At 77.2% G+C, this 15,489-nt stretch carries 16 protein-coding genes; 11 read left to right on the top strand and 5 right to left on the bottom strand.

Annotation, left to right across the window (positions count from 1 at the left end; translation table 11 throughout):
• Positions 1 to 258: 258 nt before the first annotated feature.
• The 3 genes from AB0B02_RS22305 to AB0B02_RS22295 form a co-directional block, all read right to left on the bottom strand.
• Positions 259 to 2,019, bottom strand: coding sequence for a DNA polymerase Y family protein (locus AB0B02_RS22305; protein ID WP_357303084.1), 1,761 nt, complete (start codon positions 2,017 to 2,019; stop codon positions 259 to 261).
• A complete protein-coding gene (locus AB0B02_RS22300; protein WP_281936621.1) occupies positions 2,016 to 2,753 on the bottom strand; it encodes a hypothetical protein in 738 nt (245 codons plus the stop codon). The genes AB0B02_RS22305 and AB0B02_RS22300 overlap by 4 nt, the downstream gene beginning before the upstream one ends.
• A gap of 133 nt (positions 2,754 to 2,886) precedes the next feature.
• Positions 2,887 to 3,414 (bottom strand): SAV_6107 family HEPN domain-containing protein, encoded by a 528-nt coding sequence (locus AB0B02_RS22295; protein ID WP_281936623.1) that lies wholly within the window; start codon positions 3,412 to 3,414, stop codon positions 2,887 to 2,889.
• Positions 3,415 to 3,980: 566 nt separating this feature from the next.
• Between AB0B02_RS22295 and AB0B02_RS22290 the strand changes: the two genes are divergently transcribed.
• The 10 genes from AB0B02_RS22290 to crtI are packed head-to-tail and all read left to right on the top strand — an operon-like array spanning position 3,981 to position 12,895.
• On the top strand, positions 3,981 to 5,378 hold the full coding sequence (locus AB0B02_RS22290; RefSeq protein WP_357303080.1) for a ferredoxin reductase family protein: 1,398 nt from the start codon (positions 3,981 to 3,983) through the stop codon (positions 5,376 to 5,378).
• A 20-nt stretch (positions 5,379 to 5,398) separates the two neighbouring features.
• Entirely contained in the window at positions 5,399 to 5,920 is a 522-nt protein-coding gene (locus AB0B02_RS22285; protein WP_281936627.1) for an FMN-binding protein, read from the top strand.
• Complete coding sequence (locus tag AB0B02_RS22280; protein WP_281936629.1) at positions 5,917 to 6,732, top strand: FAD:protein FMN transferase; 816 nt, start codon at positions 5,917 to 5,919, stop codon at positions 6,730 to 6,732. The genes AB0B02_RS22285 and AB0B02_RS22280 overlap by 4 nt, the downstream gene beginning before the upstream one ends.
• Positions 6,733 to 6,736: 4 nt before the next feature.
• Complete coding sequence (locus tag AB0B02_RS22275) at positions 6,737 to 7,639, top strand: TetR/AcrR family transcriptional regulator C-terminal domain-containing protein (RefSeq protein WP_357303077.1); 903 nt, start codon at positions 6,737 to 6,739, stop codon at positions 7,637 to 7,639.
• A gap of 49 nt (positions 7,640 to 7,688) precedes the next feature.
• Positions 7,689 to 8,183, top strand: a complete 495-nt coding sequence (locus AB0B02_RS22270) for a YbaK/EbsC family protein (RefSeq protein ID WP_281936633.1) — start codon at positions 7,689 to 7,691, stop codon at positions 8,181 to 8,183.
• The gene (locus AB0B02_RS22265) at positions 8,180 to 8,911 is read left to right on the top strand and encodes a monooxygenase (RefSeq protein ID WP_357303073.1); all 732 of its coding nucleotides are present in this window, start codon (positions 8,180 to 8,182) and stop codon (positions 8,909 to 8,911) included. Before AB0B02_RS22270 ends, AB0B02_RS22265 begins: the two co-directional genes overlap by 4 nt.
• Positions 8,908 to 9,468 carry a GNAT family N-acetyltransferase gene (locus AB0B02_RS22260; RefSeq protein WP_281936637.1) on the top strand — a complete coding sequence of 187 codons (561 nt, stop codon included), beginning with the start codon at positions 8,908 to 8,910 and terminating at the stop codon, positions 9,466 to 9,468. Before AB0B02_RS22265 ends, AB0B02_RS22260 begins: the two co-directional genes overlap by 4 nt.
• Complete coding sequence (locus tag AB0B02_RS22255; protein WP_281936639.1) at positions 9,465 to 10,271, top strand: carotenoid biosynthesis protein; 807 nt, start codon at positions 9,465 to 9,467, stop codon at positions 10,269 to 10,271. The genes AB0B02_RS22260 and AB0B02_RS22255 overlap by 4 nt, the downstream gene beginning before the upstream one ends.
• The gene (locus AB0B02_RS22250; RefSeq protein WP_357303068.1) at positions 10,268 to 11,395 is read left to right on the top strand and encodes a glycosyltransferase family A protein; all 1,128 of its coding nucleotides are present in this window, start codon (positions 10,268 to 10,270) and stop codon (positions 11,393 to 11,395) included. The genes AB0B02_RS22255 and AB0B02_RS22250 overlap by 4 nt, the downstream gene beginning before the upstream one ends.
• A gap of 12 nt (positions 11,396 to 11,407) precedes the next feature.
• Entirely contained in the window at positions 11,408 to 12,895 is a 1,488-nt protein-coding gene (crtI, locus tag AB0B02_RS22245; RefSeq protein ID WP_281936642.1) for a phytoene desaturase family protein, read from the top strand.
• A 65-nt stretch (positions 12,896 to 12,960) separates the two neighbouring features.
• Here the strand turns inward: crtI and AB0B02_RS22240 are convergent, their stop codons facing one another.
• On the bottom strand, positions 12,961 to 13,650 hold the full coding sequence (locus AB0B02_RS22240) for a CDP-alcohol phosphatidyltransferase family protein (RefSeq protein ID WP_281936644.1): 690 nt from the start codon (positions 13,648 to 13,650) through the stop codon (positions 12,961 to 12,963).
• A 49-nt stretch (positions 13,651 to 13,699) separates the two neighbouring features.
• On the bottom strand, positions 13,700 to 14,617 hold the full coding sequence (gene metF, locus AB0B02_RS22235; RefSeq protein WP_281936646.1) for a methylenetetrahydrofolate reductase [NAD(P)H]: 918 nt from the start codon (positions 14,615 to 14,617) through the stop codon (positions 13,700 to 13,702).
• 223 nt (positions 14,618 to 14,840) lie between these two features.
• On the opposite strand from metF, the gene AB0B02_RS22230 reads away from it, so the two are divergent.
• A complete protein-coding gene (locus AB0B02_RS22230; protein WP_357303063.1) occupies positions 14,841 to 15,485 on the top strand; it encodes a helix-turn-helix transcriptional regulator in 645 nt (214 codons plus the stop codon).
• Positions 15,486 to 15,489: the final 4 nt, after the last annotated feature.

The raw sequence follows: 15,489 nt of genomic DNA, 5'->3' as shown, positions 1-15,489 counted from the left end.
GAGATCTTGGAAGATTTCGGCCCACAGAGGGGCCACGGGCTTCCCAGATCTCCCGCGTCAACCACGTGCACCGGCCGAGGGTCGACCCACGAGTGCCTACGAACTTGATGGCACGGATGGATCACGGCGACGACGACAGCGGTCAGGGGCCACGATCCGTTTACGCCATCAAGTTCGTAGCCACCGGCAAGTTTGTGGCCACCGGCGGATAGAAGTCGGCGCGGCACGGCAGCACGCCACCGAACCGGGGCGGGCTGCTCAGTCATAGATGGCCTCCACCAGCCACTGCCCGCCCTCGACGGCGAGCAGCAGGGCGGAGCCGTCGGCCAGGCAGACCTGGAACCGGGCCCGACGGCGGGCCTCGACCGGCGCCCACCAGCGCTCGTCCACCGGCCACGGGCCGACCCATCCGGTGATCTCGGCCGGCCGGCCGGTGCCCACGGTCAGCCGGGCCGGCGCCGCGCTGACCGCCAGCCGGGCACTCACCACGACCGGCTCCCCCGCCGCGTCGTGCACCTCGGCCGCCAGCGGGGTGGGCAGCACCACGGCCGGCGCCGGCGGCGGGATCCGCCCCGGCCACGGCGGCTCGGGCACCGCCCTGACCCGGCCAGCCCGACCGCTTTTGCCAGCCGGGCGACCGGTCCGCACCGCCGTCCGGCCCGGATCGGAGGACCCGACCGGTGCGAGGGCCGACCCGGCAGCCGGAGCCGGCACGGCGGACAGCCCTGACCCGACGGAGGAGGCCGGCCCGACGGACGGGGCCGGCCCCGGCACGGTGAGGGGTGGCGGGCCGGGACGGGCGGGCACCCGCTCGTCGCCCCACGGGACCAGACGCACCTGGTCGGCCGGGGAGCGACCCCCACCCAGGACGGCGGTGACCACCGCCTCGGGGCCGAGGATGCCCTGCACCCGGTTCAACGCGCGGTGCGCCCGCTCCCGCTCCGCGCCGGTCTCCCCCCACAGCCCCGGTTGCAGGCCGGCCTGGGCGAGCACCCCGTCCGGCACCAGCCGCAGCCGGATGATCCCGGCGGTCGGGCGGGCCGGACGGGCCCCACCCCGGCCGTTGCTGCCGGAGAGCCACCCGTCGAGCTGCCAGCGGACCCGGTCGGCGATGGCCGCGGCGGTGAGCAGGCCGTCGTGCCGCCAGACCCGGTGCAGTTCCTGACCGTGCGCGGTGACCGCCTCGATCCCGAGCCGGGTACAGGCCAGCCCGTACGCGGCGAGCCGCTCGTGCAGTCGCTCGGCCAGCGTCCGCGCGGCGAACGCGGCGGCGTCGACCCGGTCGATCGGCTCGTCGTGCTCGGCGGTGACGGTCAGGTCGGCGGGCGGTCGCCGGACCGCGAGCGGTCGGTCGTCCCGCCCGGCGGCGAGCCGGTGCGCCAGCGCCCCGTCGAAGCCGAACCGGGCCAGGACGTCCCCGGCGGGCAGCGCGGCGAAGTCACCGAGGGTGCGTACGCCGAGGCGGCGCAGCAGGTCGGCCAGGGCGGGCCGGCCGAGCGCCTCCACCGGCCGGGTGGCCAGGAACGCCGCGGTGCCGCCCGGGGGCACGATCCGCCCCTCCCGGGCGGCCAGGCCGGCCGCGAAGACCCCGTCGGCGATGCCGACCTGGCTCTCCACCGCGCAGCTCTGGGCCACGTGCTCGACGATCCGTTCGGCCGCCGCCTCCTCACCGCCGAGGTAGCGGCTCGGCCCCCGGGCGGCCGTCGCGCAGGCGCCGGGACGGATCACCTCGACGCCGGCGACCACCTCCTCGACGGCGGCCACCACCGGCTCGAACGCCCGCGCGTCCCGCCCAGGATCGTGGTCGACCACGGTGACCTGCGGGCAGCGTCCCTGGGCCTCCCGCCGGCGCAGCCCGCGCCGGATCCCCTCGGCCCGGGCCCGCTCGGAGCAGGCCACCACCCGGTTGGCGTGCAGCACCACGACCGGGTCGGTGGCGGGCACGCCGTCGACGATCTCGGCCGCGAGGACGGGCCAGTCCGGGCACCACAGCAGCAGCGCCCGCGCCGGGGCGCTCACGGCCCGGCCACCGGGGCGACCACGCGCAGCCGGCGGCCCGGGGCGGCGGGGGCGCCGGACCCGGCCGAGCGGGGGATCACCCGGGTCAGCTCGTCGCCGGGCAGCCACACCTTGATCTCCTTGGGTCGGGCGGCGGCGCCCCGGCCACGGGCCGAGACGGTCACCTCGCGGCGGCGCAGCCGCCCGCGCCCCGGCCCGAGCCCCTGCCAGACGCCCCGGACCACCTGGAGCGTCACGTCCGCACCGTCCCACCGGCCGTACGGGACCAGCACGCTGCCACGTTGCCGGGCCCGGGCGGCCAGCCGGGCGGAGACCGAGGCGGCGACCGAGGCCGGCACGGCGGTGACCACCACGTCGACCCCGTCGATGAGCGCGGCGACGACGGTGGGCCACTCCGGCCCGGGATCGGGCACCAGGGCGAGCCGGTCCAGGGCGATCCCGGCCTCGGCCGCCGCGCCGGCCCCGAACGTGGGCACACCAACCACGGCGCACCACGAGCCGGCCCGGGACGCCTCGGCGAGCAGCGCGAGGATCAGCGAGGTGGCGCCGCTGTGCCGGGGTCGGCCGACGCCGACCGCGACGGTGCTGCCGCGTCGCAGCCCACGGTTGGGCAGCAGCCCGGTCAGCTCGGCCCGGACGGGGAGCACCCGGTGGCCACCGGCCGCGTCGGGCGCACTCGCCGGACGCACCAGTTCGGCCAGGGCGGCGGAGCCGACCACCATGCGGCCCGCCATCGGACCAACCCCCCGTCGTGTTTTCGCCACGGGCCGGCCCGTGGTTGGTGCTGTGGATCATGTGGTGCGCTGGACCGTGTGGTGCGGCGTCCGGCCCCCCGGGTCCCGCCGATGGCGGCCGGACGCCACGACTTCAGGCGGCGGCCGCCCCGGCTCGCGGCGCGGCAGCCGACCCGGAGCGCGGCGCGGTGTCGGAGCCGCCGAGGTGCAGGGGCCGGGGCAGGCCGTCGAGTGCCGGCTGGTGCGGCCGGCCGAGTGCGGTCTCCACCACGGTCACGAACTGTTCGGCGGCCCGGAGCAGGTCGTCGGCCTCCCGGGCGGTGACCACCCGGGGGATGCCGGCCTCGGCGGCGGCTCGCTTGCCGGCGCCGGCGGCGAAGTAGGCGGCCCACTCGTCCAGCTCGGGGGCGACGGTGGCGAGCAGCACCCAGACGCTGGTGATCCGGTTGCGCCGGGTGGGCGCGGGCCGGGCCCGGGCGGCCAGCACGGCGGCGGCGGCGCGCAGCGCCGCGAGGTGGGCGGCGGCGTACCGGAGACCGTCGGGGCGGGTGCGGGCGGCCTCGGCCAACCCCTCGCGGGCCACCGCGAGCAACTGGGCGGGGGTGCGGTGCGGCAGCACGTGCGCGGGCACCGTGGGCGCCTGGGCCGGACTGGTCGGCATGGGTCTCTCCTCCGCGTGTGGCCGGGGCGGGCGGTCGCGCGACGGGGGAAACCGTCGCCCGGTCGCCCGGAGCGGTCGGTGCGGAGGAAGACGCACCTCAGGTGGCGGCCGGCCGGATGTGGACGCTTCCCCACACCCACACCCGGCCGGCGTGCCGGCGGGTCCGTCGCCCGCCGCCCGGGGGTCGTGGGCGGCGGGCGACGACCTGCCTGACGGGCTCGGACTCGCGACTGTCCGAAGCCCGGTGCGGCCCGCGGAGCCGCACCTTGTCCGAAAGTCGGCGCCGCGAAACACCGCTTCCGGAGCTGGAGAACGGGTGGGCGACCCGAGCGCGTGCGGAGCGGGTCAACCGCGACCCGCGTCAAACGCGATCCAATCGAACACTCGTTCTAACTACCCTGACAGTACACCTCCCCACCGACGAAAACGCAACGTGTGACGTGCCCGGGACACGCCGGGCGGGCGGCCGGATTCCCAGCCGGCGCACAGCCGCGGCAAAGGCGGCCCGGAACTCGTCGGACCAGGGTTACCCCCATGAACGTCAGCCGTACCGAAAAGCTCTTCCGGTGACCGCCACCGTGGCCGGCCGACGCACGGTGCGCCGCACCCCGCCGGCCGCTCCCGCCTGGTGGGCCGACGTCGCCGGCGGCCTCGCCGCGCTCAGCCTGCTGGTCGTCACCGCCCTCTGGACCGCCGACCGTGGCGTGCAGGAGCTGCTGGCCGGCGCGGCCGCCGGACTCACCTCGCTCGGCCGGCTCACCGGCCTGGTCAGCGCCGACCTGATGCTGATCCAGGTGGTGCTGATGGCCCGGGTGCCCCTGCTGGAGCGTCGCTTCGGCCAGGACCGGATCGCCCGTTGGCACCGGCTCGCCGGTTTCACCTCGTTCCACCTGCTCCTGGCGCACGTGCTGCTGACCGTCCTCGGGTACGCCGGCACCGCCCGCCAGGGGGTGCTCGCCGAAGCCTGGGACCTGGTCGTCACGTACCCGGGGATGCTGTTGGCCACCGCGGCGCTGGCGCTGCTGGTGCTGGTGGTGGTCACCTCGGTCCGCGCGGCCCGACGGCGGCTGCGCTACGAGTCCTGGCACCTGCTGCACCTCTACGCCTACCTGGGCGTCGCGCTGGCGCTGCCGCACCAGCTCTGGACCGGCGCCGACTTCATCGCCTCGCCGCTCGCCCGCGCCTACTGGTGGACGGTCTACCTGCTGGCGCTGGCCAGCGTGTTGATCTGGCGGCTCGGCCTGCCGGCCTGGCGCTCGCTGCGGCACCGGATCGAGGTGGCCGCGGTGGTGCCCGAGGCGCCCGGGGTCACCTCGGTCTGGCTGCGCGGGCGGGACCTGCACCGGCTGCCGGTCCGGGCCGGGCAGTTCCTGCTCTGGCGGTTCCTGGACGGGCCGGGCTGGTCCCGGGCCCACCCGTACTCGCTGTCCGCGCCGCCGCGCGGCGACCTGATGCGGATCACGGTCAAGGACCTGGGCGACGACAGCGCCCGGGTGGCCGCCCTGCGCCCCGGCACCCGGGTGCTGATCGAGGGGCCGTACGGGCGGCTCACCGGGCAGCACTGGCGGGGCGGCGGGATCACCATGCTGGCCTGCGGCGTCGGCCTCACCCCGCTGCTGGCGTTGCTCTGGGAGCTGCCGTACGCGCCGGGGCAGGCGGTGCTCGCCTACCGCGCGCGTACCGGGGAGGACCTGGCCTTCTCCGCCGAGCTGGACCGGCTCGTCGCGGAGCGCGGGCTGGTGGTGCACCACCTGGTCGGCCCCCGGGCGGCGCGGCCGTCCTGGCTGCCGGCGTACGCCGAGGGGCTCGCCGAGGCCGAGGCGTTGCGCCGGCTCTCCCCCGGCGTGGCCGGGCACGACGTCTTCCTCTGCGGCCCGGACGGCTGGGTCGACGCCGTCCGCGCCGCGACCCGCGCGGCCGGAGTGCCCGACGCGCACGTCCATCACGAACGTTTCGCCTGGTGACAGGCGCGAAGGGAGGATCCGTGCGACGGATCACCATCTGGCTGCTGTCCACCGTGGCCGCGTTGGTGCTGCTGTTCAGCTACCGGACCAGCACCATGGGCGCCGGGGAGAGCGGCGCGGTCGCGGCCGGGACCGACCCGGGCGGCGGCTCGTGGAGCGGCACGGACGGCGGCACCGGCGCCGACCCGTCCGCCGGCGGCGCCACCACCGACGGCGGCACCGGCACCGGCGACGGCGGCACCGGCAGCCCCACCGGCGGCGACAGCGGCACGGCCACCGGGTCGGTGGCGCAGACCCGGTGGGGGCCGGTGCAGGTGAAGATCACCGTCTCCGGCGGGAAGATCACCGACGTCACCGCCGTGCAGGTGCCCGACGGCAACCGGCGGGACCAGGAGATCAACGACTACGCGGTGCCGATCCTGCGGCAGGAGGCGCTCGCGGCGCAGAGCGCCCGGATCGACAGCGTCTCCGGAGCCACCGTCACCAGCGACGGCTACCGGGAGTCGCTCCAGTCCGCCATCGACGCGGCGCACCTCGGATGAGCGACCGGCGGGCCTGGGTGGCCCAGGTGATGGGGCTACCGGTCAGCGTGCACCTGCGCGGCCCGCGGGTGCGTACCGGGGCGGTCGAGGAGCGGGTGGCCCGGCTCTTCGCCGAGCTGCGTGCGGTCGACGCGGTGTTCAGCACGTACCGGCCGGACAGCGTGCTGGGCCGCCTGCGCGGCGCGCCGCCCGGTCCGGCGGCCACCGCCGACCCGCTGGTGCGCGAGGTGGCCGGGCTCTGCGAGACGGCCCGCGTGCGGACCGGCGGCTGGTTCGACGCCCGCCGCCTGCCGCTGCCGCGGGGCGGCACCGGCTACGACCCGTCCGGCCTGGTCAAGGGCTGGGCGGTGGAACGGGCCGCCCGGCACCTGACCGACCTGGCCGACCACGACCTGTGCCTGAACGCCGGCGGGGACGTGCTGCTGCGGGCCGGGCCGGGCCGGCCGGCCTGGCGGATCGGGATCGAGGACCCCGACCGTCCGGACCTGGTGCTCGACGTGGTCGAGCGGGCCGCCGGCGCAATCGCCACCTCCGGCACCGCGCGGCGCGGCGCGCACATCACCGACCCGCGCGCCGGGCGGCCGGCCGAGGCGGTCCGGTCGGTCACCGTGGTCGGTCCCGAACTGCTCTGGGCCGACGTGTACGCGACCGCGGCCGTCGCCCGCGGCACGGACGCGCTGGACTGGCTGGCCACCCTGGACGGGTACGCGGCCCTGCTGGTGGACGCCGCCGGCCGGGTCCGGGCCACCCCGGGCTGGCCCGGCTCCCGGGCCGTATCTTCTCCGCTGACGGACGGATGCCGGGGAGGATGAACTCGTGGGGACCGGTGAGGTCGACAAGAAGCGGCTGTTCGAGTTGCTCTGGGGCACGCCCGTCGGGCCCCGGCGCGGGCCGCGTCCCACGCTCTCACCCGCCGTCGTGGCCCGCGCCGGCATCGCCGTCGCCGACGCGGACGGGCTCGACGGGCTGACCATGCAGCGGGTCGCCGAGTCGCTGGCGGTGACCAAGATGGCGCTCTACCGCTACGTGCCGGGCCGGGCCGAGCTGGTCGCCCTGATGCTGGACGCGGCGCTGGGCGAGCCGCCTCCGGCCCCGGCCGTCGACCCGGCCGCACCCGACGTTCCGGCGCCGGGTGCGCGGGGTGAGCCGACGCCGGCCCCGACTGCCGACCGGGCCGCGCCCCCGGCGCCGGTCGGGGCGGGCTGGCGCGGGCAGCTCGACGACTGGACCCGGCGGCTGGTCGAGCGGTTCCGCCGGCATCCCTGGGCGCAGGCGGCAGCCGTCGGCGCGCGGCTGCCCGGCCCGAACGAGCTGGCCTGGGTGGAACGCGTCGTCGCCGCGCTCGCCGGCACCGGGCTCACCGCGTCCGAGCGGCTCGACGTGGCCACGCTGCTGGTCGGGCACGCCCGCAACCTGGCCGGCCTCCCGCCCGGGTCCGGCCGGGAGGCGGCGTTCGGCGCGCTGGTGCACGGCCGCGAGGACCGCTTCCCGGCCCTCGCCGCCGCCCTGTCCGACCCCGCCCCCCGGTCCACCGCCCCCACCCGCGACTCCCCCACCACCCCCGACCCCACCCTGGACTTCGGCCTCGCCCGCATCCTCGACGGCATCCAGGCCCTGCTCCACACCCGCACCCCGCACCCGCGCTCCACCCGCCACCCACCGGTCGACCGTGAGGTTGACGGCCCGACACGCCGAGGGGCGACACCGCCAACCTCATGATCAACACACCCGGGTCCGGCCGGGGACCGGGTGGGGGGAGAATCGGGGCATGCAGTCACAACCACATCCGAACGTGCGGGCGGTGCAGCGGGCGCTCGACGACGCGGGAGCACGGGACGGGTCCGGCCGGGCCAGCGCCGTCCGGCTGCTGCCCGAGGCGGTGCACACCGCCGCCGCGGCGGCCGCGGCGCTCGGCGTCGACGTCGGCGCCATCGCCAACTCGCTGGTCTTCGACGCGGACGGCAAGCCGCTGCTGGTGCTCACCTCCGGCGCGCACCGGGTGGACACCGCCGGGCTGGCCGCCACGCTGGGCGTGACCCACCTGCGCCGGGCCACCCCCGACTTCGTCAAACGGCACACCGGGCAGGTGATCGGCGGGGTCGCCCCGGTCGGCCACCCCGGGCCGTTGCGCACCCTGGTCGACACCGCCCTCGAGGGGTACCCGGAGCTGTGGGCGGCCGGCGGCGTGCCGCAGGCGGTGTTCCCCACCACGTACGCGGAACTGCTGCGGATCACCGGCGGCGACCCGGCCGGGGTGGCGTGAACCCCGACCTGGTCACACTGCACGTGTGGCGCGTCCCCCGGCGGGCCGTGCCCGGGGCGCTGGCCCGGATGGCGACCCACCCGGCGCGGCTGCGCCGGCTGTCCGGTGTCCGCTTCGCCAAGCTGCTCGGCACCGGGACCGGCACCGGCTTCGGGCCGGGCGACGCCGACCTGACCCGGTGGGCCGCGCTGGTGGTCTGGGACTCCCCGGCCGACGCGGCCCGCTTCGACACCTCCCCGGTCGCCCGTTCCTGGGCCCGGATCGCCGACGCCGCCGTCCGGGTGGACCTGCGCCCGCTGACCAGCCGGGGCCGGTGGTCCGGCCGGGAGCCGTTCGGCGCCCCGGCCGGCGGGCGGGTCACCGGGCCGGTGCTGGCGCTGACCCGGGCCCGACTGCGGGCCCGTCGGGCGGCCACGTTCTGGCGGGCCATCCCGCCGGTCGCCGGTGAGCTGCACGCCGCGCCGGGGCTGCTCGCCCGGTTCGGCGTCGGCGAGGCGCCGCTGGGCTGGCAGGGCACGGTGAGCGTGTGGCGTGATCCGGCGGACCTCGTCGCGTTCGCGTACCGTTCCCCCGAGCACCGCGCCGCGATCACCCGTACCCCCACCGAGGGCTGGTACGCGGAGGAACTGTTCGCGCGGTTCGCGGTGGGCGACGTCCGCGGCGACCGTACGGTGCTCGGCTGGGTCGCCGCCGAGGGCGACCCCGACTCCGCGAGAGGGAACGCATGAGGCTGGTGCGGTGGACGCCAAACGACCTGGTCCGGCGGCTGGACGACGTGGTCGCCGTCTACGGCGAGGCGATGGGCTACCGCGCCGACCTGCTGGAGGCCCGGCGCGGCTACATCGCCACCCACGTCCGCCGACCCGGGTTCCGGGCCGTCGCCAGCCTGACCACCGAGGGGCACCTGGCCGGCTTCGGGTACGGCTACCTCGGCGCCACCGGCCAGTGGTGGCACGACCAGGTGTACCGGGCGTTGAACGCGCAGGCCCGGCAACGCTGGCTGGCCCGCCCGTTCGAGGTGGTCGAACTGCACGTCCGCCCGCCCGCGCAGGGGCACGGTGTGGGCGCCCGTCAGCTCCGCGCGCTGCTCACCATGGCCGAGGGCGACACCACCCTGCTCTCCACCCCGGAGGCGGACGAGCAGGCGTCGCGGGCGTGGCGGCTCTACCGCCGGTTCGGCTTCGTCGACGTGCTGCGGCACTTCCACTTCCCCGGCGACGAGCGGCCGTTCGGCGTGCTCGGCCGGGACCTGCCGCTGCCCGCCCCCGAGCCGGGGACGACATGAGCCGCGCCCGGGTGCCCTGGGCGCTGCTGGCCGTGCTGGTCCTCGCCCAGATCTGCTACCCGCTCACCGGCGGCACGACCCGCGCCGGGCTGACCGTGGCCACCGTGGTGCTCGGCTGGCTGCTCTCCGTCGGCCACGCGCTGCTCACCCGGGGTGCCCGGGTCGCCGCCGCGCTGGTCGCGCTCGTCACCGGCGGCGGGTTCGCGGTCGAGGCGCTCGGCGTGGCCACCGGGTTCCCGTTCGGCAGCTACGACTACTCCGGCGAGCTGGGCCCGAAGCTGGCCGGCGTGCCACTGATCATCCCGCTGGCCTGGACCTGGATGGCCTGGCCGGCGTGGCTCACCGCGGTCCGGCTCACCCGCTCCCGCGCCGCCCGGGTCGCGCTGGCGGCGGTGGGGCTCGCGGCGTGGGATCTGTTCCTCGACCCGCAGATGGTGGCCGAGGGCTACTGGACCTGGCTCGACGCCACCCCGGCGCTGCCCGGCCTGCCCGGCATCCCGGTCAGCAACTATCTCGGCTGGCTGGGCTTCGCGGTGCTGCTCGCCGCCGCGCTGCCTCCGCTCGCCGGGCCGTCCGTCGACCGGGTGGACGGCCGGGACGGCCCGATGTTCGCGCTCTACCTCTGGACGTACGCCTCCAGCGTGCTGGCGCACGCGGTCTTCCTCCGGCTGCCCGCGTCCGCGCTGTGGGGCGCGGCCGGCATGGCGGTGGCCGCGGTGCCGCTGGCGGTGGTGCTGTGGCGGGCCCGACGCGACCGCGCCGCCGCCCCGGATGCCGCGCCCCGGGTCGACGCGCCGGCATGACCGCCGCGCTCGCGCTGGTGGTGGCGGTCGCCGCGCTCACCGGGCACACGCTCGTCAACGCCGTCGCCTGGCTGCGCCGCCCGACCGGCGGCCCGGCCGAGGTGACCGAGCCGGTGGCGGTGCTGCTGCCGCTGCGCGACGAGGCCGACCGGGTCACCCCGTGCCTGCGCGCGCTGCTCGCCCAACGCGGCGTGCCCGGGCTGCGAATCGTGGTGCTCGACGACGGGTCCACCGACGGCACCGCCGACGTGGTCCGCGCGGTGGCCGGCGCCGACAGTCGGGTCACGCTGCTCACCGGCGTCGCGCCGCCGCCCGGCTGGCTGGGCAAGCCGCACGCCTGCTGGCAGCTCGCCACCCGCGCCGACCCGGAGCCGACCGTGCTGGCGTTCGTCGACGCCGACGTGGTGCTCACCCCGTACGCGGTCGCGGCGGCGGTGACCGAGTTGCGCGCGGCCGGCGCGACGCTGCTGTCGCCGTACCCCCGGATCGTGGTGCGGACGGCGGCCGACCGACTGGTGCAGCCGTTGTTGCAGTGGTTGTGGCTGACGTTCCTGCCGCTGCGCGCGATGGAACGCTCGCGGCGGCCCTCGCTGGCCGCCGCCGGCGGGCAGTTCCTGGTCGTGGACCGGGCCGGCTACCTGCGGGCCGGCGGGCACGCGGCGGTGGCCGACAAGGTGCTGGAGGACATCGAGCTGGCCCGGGCGGTGAAGCGGTCCGGCGGGCGGATCGCGCTGGCCGACGGCTCCCGGCTGGCCTCCTGCCGGATGTACGAGGACTGGCCGCAGCTACGCGACGGCTACACCAAGTCGCTCTGGGCCTCGTTCGGGCATCCGGCCGGCGCGGCCGTCGTGCTGGCCCTGCTGCTCCTGCTCTACACCGCGCCGCCGCTGCTGGCCGTGGCCGCGCTGGTGGCCGGCGCGCCGACGGTGGCCGGGGTGGCGTTCGGCACCTACCTGGCCGGCGTCGCGGGACGCGTGGTCAGCGCCCGGGCCACCGGCGGCCGGGCCTGGCCCGACGCGCTGGCGCACCCCGTGTCGGTCGTGGTCCTGGGTTGGCTGACCGTCCGGTCGTACCATCTGCGGAAGCGACGCCGGCTCACCTGGCGGGGTCGCCCGGTCACCTAGGAGGGGCACCCCATGGCGCGCATCGTGGTCATCGGCGCCGGCGTGGGCGGGCTCGCCACCGCCGCCCGGCTCGCGGTCACCGGGCACGAGGTCACCGTCCTGGAACGGGCCGGCACGGTCGGCGGCAAACTCGGCCGCTACACGCACCACACCCCGGAGGGGGCGTGGCGCTTCGACACCGGGCCGAGCCTGGTCACCCTGCCGCAGGTCTTCTCCGACCTGTTCGAGGCCACCGGCGCGAAGCTCGACGAGTACCTCGACCTGGTCCCGCTGGACCCGATCGTGCGGCACGTCTTCCCCGGCGGCGGTCCCGCGCTGGACTCCTGCGCCGACCCGGACGAGTTCGCCGCGCGGATCGGCGCCGTGTTCGGCGACCGGTCCGCCGCCGACTGGCGGCGGCTGTGGCGCCGGGCCGAGCGGGTCTGGGCGGCCTCGCACCGGGACATCCTGCGCCGCACCGTGGACTCGCCGCGCGACCTGGCCGCGCTGGCCTGGCGGCTGGGCGACCTCGCCGCCATCGGCCCCGGCCGCACGCTGCGCGGGTTGGGCCGCAGCTACCTGTCCGACCGGCGGCTGCGGATGCTGCTGGACCGGTACGCCACCTACACCGGCGCCGACCCGCGCCGCGCGCCGGCCGCGCTGGTCGCCGTGCCCTATGCCGAGCTGGCGTACGGCGGCTGGTACCTGCGCGGCGGGCTGGGCACGCTCGCCGACGCGCTGCTGTCGCGCTGCCTGGACCTGGGCGTGCTGATCCGCACCGGCGCGGCGGTCACCGGCATCGACGCGGCCGGCGGCCGGGTGCACGGGGTACGCGTCGCCGGGTCGGCCGCGCCGGTCCCCGCCGACGTGGTGGTGGCCAACACCGACGCGCTCACCGTCTACCGGGACCTGCTGCCCGACCCGCGCCGGCTGGCCGCGCTCACCGACCGCAGCCTGGCCGGTTTCGTGCTGCTGCTCGGTGTGCGCGGCGACTCCGGGCTGGCCCACCACAACGTCTTCTTCCCGCGCGACTACGACGCCGAGTTCGACGCCGTGTTCGGGGCTCCCGGTCGCGGCGTACGGGCCCGCCCGGCGCCCGACCCGACCGTGTTCGTCACCGCCGCCGACGACCCGGCGGTCCGGCCGGACGGCCACGAGGCGTGGTTCGTGCTGGTCAACGCACCTCGGCACGGCACCGCCCCGGACGCGGTGGACTGGCGGCGGCCGGGGCTGGCCGAGGCGTACGCGGACCGCGTCCTGGACGTGCTGGCCGAGCGCGGCGTGGACGTCCGGGACCGGCTGGTGTTCTCGGAGATCCGCACCCCGGCCGACCTGGACGCGGCCACCGGCGCGCCGGGCGGGGCGATCTACGGCACCGCGGGCGGGCTGCTGCGCCCGGCCAACCGGGGCCCGGCCGCCGGCCTGTGGCTGGTCGGCGGCTCCACCCACCCCGGCGGCGGCCTCCCCATGGTGACCCTCTCGGCCGAGATTGTCGCCACCGCCATCGGCCCGGCCTGGTGAAAGGAGGGGCACCTTCTTAACGCCTCCGGTAGAGAAGGGGCCCCTTCTCACCACCTCGGCAGGGGTCAGCCGGCGTCGACGAGGGCGCGGCGGACCGCGGCGAGCAACTGCCCGAGCCCGAAGCCGGCGAGCAGCACCCACACCGTGGTGGCCATGGTGATGGTGCCGGCGGTCAGGTCGGCGTCGATCAGCCCGGTGAGCCCGGCGACCAGCAGCCCGACCAGGGCCACCGAGACCCGGGTGGGCCGCTCCCCCACGGTGACCGCGCCGATCTCCCGCATCCCGGCCGAGACGGACCGCGCCCGCACGTACTCGTGCAGCCAGGACAGGCCGCCGGCCGCCGCGACCAACGCGCCGGGCGCACCGAGCAGCCAGAACGCGACCAGCCAGGCCACCTCGCCGAGCCGGTCGGCGACCGAGTCGTAGACGTAGCCCAGCCGGGTGGTGCGGCCGGTGGCCACCGCCACCGCGCCGTCGACGCTGTCCGCCACGGCGGCCAGCAGCACGAACAACGCGCCCAGGAACGGCCCGTCGCCGGCCCGCCCCACCAACAGGGGTACGCAGAAGCAGAGCAGCACCCCGAACACGGTCACCGCGGTCGGGCCGACGCGCAGCCGGCCCAGCACGAAGCCCACGTGATAGGCGAAGCGCAGCCAGGCGCGCACCACCGGCGCGGCGCCACGGGGATCGAACCCACCGTGCAGCCGCGCCCACGCTGTCGCGTACTGGTCCCAGTTCAGCTGTGTGCCCACCACGGATCAACCGTAGAAGGGTGGCCCGGGTGTCGTGTGTGGCGGGTGGTCGTCACACCCGAGCGTCGGCCCGCAGCCGCTGCCACACCTCGCGGGTCGCGGTGGACCGGTTGAGCGTGATGAAGTGGATCCCCGGCACGCCCTCGTCCAGGAGCTTCCCGCACATCTCCCCGGCCTGCTCGACGCCGAGCCGGCGGACCGCCTCGGGGTCGTCGGCCACCCGCTCGAACCGCTCGGCCAGCGCGGGCGGGAACGGCGCGCCGGAGAGCTGCACCGAACGCGCGATGGTGCCGATCTGGGTCACCGGCATCACCCCGGCGAGGATCGGGGTGTCGCAGCCGGCGGCGGCGACCCGGTCGCGCAGCCGCAGGTAGTCGTCGGCGTCGAAGAACATCTGGGTGATGGCGAACTCGGCGCCGGCCCGGCACTTGCGGACGAAGTGCGCGGTGTCGCTGTCCACGTCCGGCGAGCGCGGGTGCTTGTACGGGAAGGCGGCTACACCGACGCTGAAGTCACCGCTGTCGCGGACCACGCGGACCAGGTCCTCGGCGTACCGGACGCCCTCGGGGTGCGCGATCCACTCGCCACCCGGGTCGCCCGGCGGGTCGCCCCGCACGGCGAGCACGTTGCGCACCCCGACCGACGCCAGCCGACCGATCACGTGGCGCAGCTCGGCGGTCGAGTGGTTGACGGCGGTGAGGTGCGCCATCGGCAGCAGCGTGGTCTCGGTGGCGATCCGTTCGGTCACCGCGACCGTGGTGTCCCGGGTCGAGCCGCCGGCGCCGTAGGTGATCGAGACGAACGAGGGACGCAGCGACTCCAGCTCGCGGATCGCCTGCCAGAGCAGCTTCTCCCCGGCGTCGGTCTTCGGTGGGAAGAACTCGAACGAGAAGGTCGGTTGGCCGTCACGGATCAGCTCCCCGATGGCCGGCTGGGGGTTGGGGAGGACCGAGGGTAGACCGAGCGCCACGGACCGACTGTAGCCGGACCGGGCCGCTGTGCCGAGAACCTTCCCAGTCCACGAACGGGTCGATACCGGAACGTCGCACCCCCGGAGTAGGAACGACGGCAGCGCGGCGGGACGGCGGGTGGCCGGCCCGGGGGCCCGCGCGGGGGTCGCCCCGACGGCGACGCGCCGGTGCGGCACGGCCGGGCGTCCGCGTCGCCACCGCGCCGTCGCCCCGGAGGTCCCGATGTCCCCGTCCCCGCCGTCCGGCCCCCGCCAGCTCGGGCCGCTCCTGGCCGAGTTGCGGGCCGCCCGCGGCTGGAGCCAGCAGCGGATCGCCGCCGAGCTGTGCGCCGCCGCCGGCGTGCCCACGCTCACCCGGCACGAGGTGTCCCGGTGGGAGCGCCAACTCCGGCTCCCCGGCGACTTCTGGTCCGTCTGGCTGGCCCGGGTCCTCGGCGTCCCGGGCGAGCTGATCACCGAGGCCGTGGCCCGCAGCCGCCGGCTCCGCCGCGGGCCGGCCGGTCGCCGGCCCGAACCGGCCACCGGCTCCACCGGTGCGACCGACACCGCCGGTCACCTGCCCGAGCCGGCCGCCGGACCCGCCCGTGCGACCGACACCGCCGGTCACCTGCCCGAGCCGGCCGCCGGACCCGCCGGACCCGCCGGTGCGACCGATGCGGCCGGTCGGCCCGCGCGGGCCCGTGGCGGCACCCGGGCCGCCGGTTGCCCGGCTCGGTACTCCGGCGCCCGCCGGGGTCGCCCGCGTCCACCCGCCCGTACCGGCCGGCCCCCGCAGCCGGGCGGGCCCGGGTCGGGGCGGGCCCGGGCCGTCCCGCGCCGGACGGCGCGCCGGGGCGGCGACGAGGCGGGTCAGGCGGGAACCGACTAGCGTC

The organism is Micromonospora sp. NPDC049240 (assembly GCF_040647835.1).
Classification (GTDB): Bacteria; Actinomycetota; Actinomycetes; order Mycobacteriales; family Micromonosporaceae; genus Micromonospora.
This window is presented reverse-complemented; position numbering and strand designations above follow the sequence as displayed.

Bases quoted from the DNA above. Each gene is read 5' to 3' on its own strand.
- AB0B02_RS22300 (WP_281936621.1), bottom strand. From the start codon at position 2,753: ATGGCGGGCCGCATGGTGGTCGGCTCCGCCGCCCTGGCCGAACTGGTG.
- AB0B02_RS22255 (WP_281936639.1), top strand. From the start codon at position 9,465: ATGAGCCGCGCCCGGGTGCCCTGGGCGCTGCTGGCCGTGCTGGTCCTC.
- AB0B02_RS22280 (WP_281936629.1), top strand. From the start codon at position 5,917: ATGAGCGACCGGCGGGCCTGGGTGGCCCAGGTGATGGGGCTACCGGTC.
- AB0B02_RS22270 (WP_281936633.1), top strand. From the start codon at position 7,689: ATGCAGTCACAACCACATCCGAACGTGCGGGCGGTGCAGCGGGCGCTC.
- AB0B02_RS22260 (WP_281936637.1), top strand. From the start codon at position 8,908: ATGAGGCTGGTGCGGTGGACGCCAAACGACCTGGTCCGGCGGCTGGAC.
- crtI (WP_281936642.1), top strand. From the start codon at position 11,408: ATGGCGCGCATCGTGGTCATCGGCGCCGGCGTGGGCGGGCTCGCCACC.
- AB0B02_RS22295 (WP_281936623.1), bottom strand. From the start codon at position 3,414: ATGCCGACCAGTCCGGCCCAGGCGCCCACGGTGCCCGCGCACGTGCTG.
- AB0B02_RS22230 (WP_357303063.1), top strand. From the start codon at position 14,841: ATGTCCCCGTCCCCGCCGTCCGGCCCCCGCCAGCTCGGGCCGCTCCTG.
- AB0B02_RS22250 (WP_357303068.1), top strand. From the start codon at position 10,268: ATGACCGCCGCGCTCGCGCTGGTGGTGGCGGTCGCCGCGCTCACCGGG.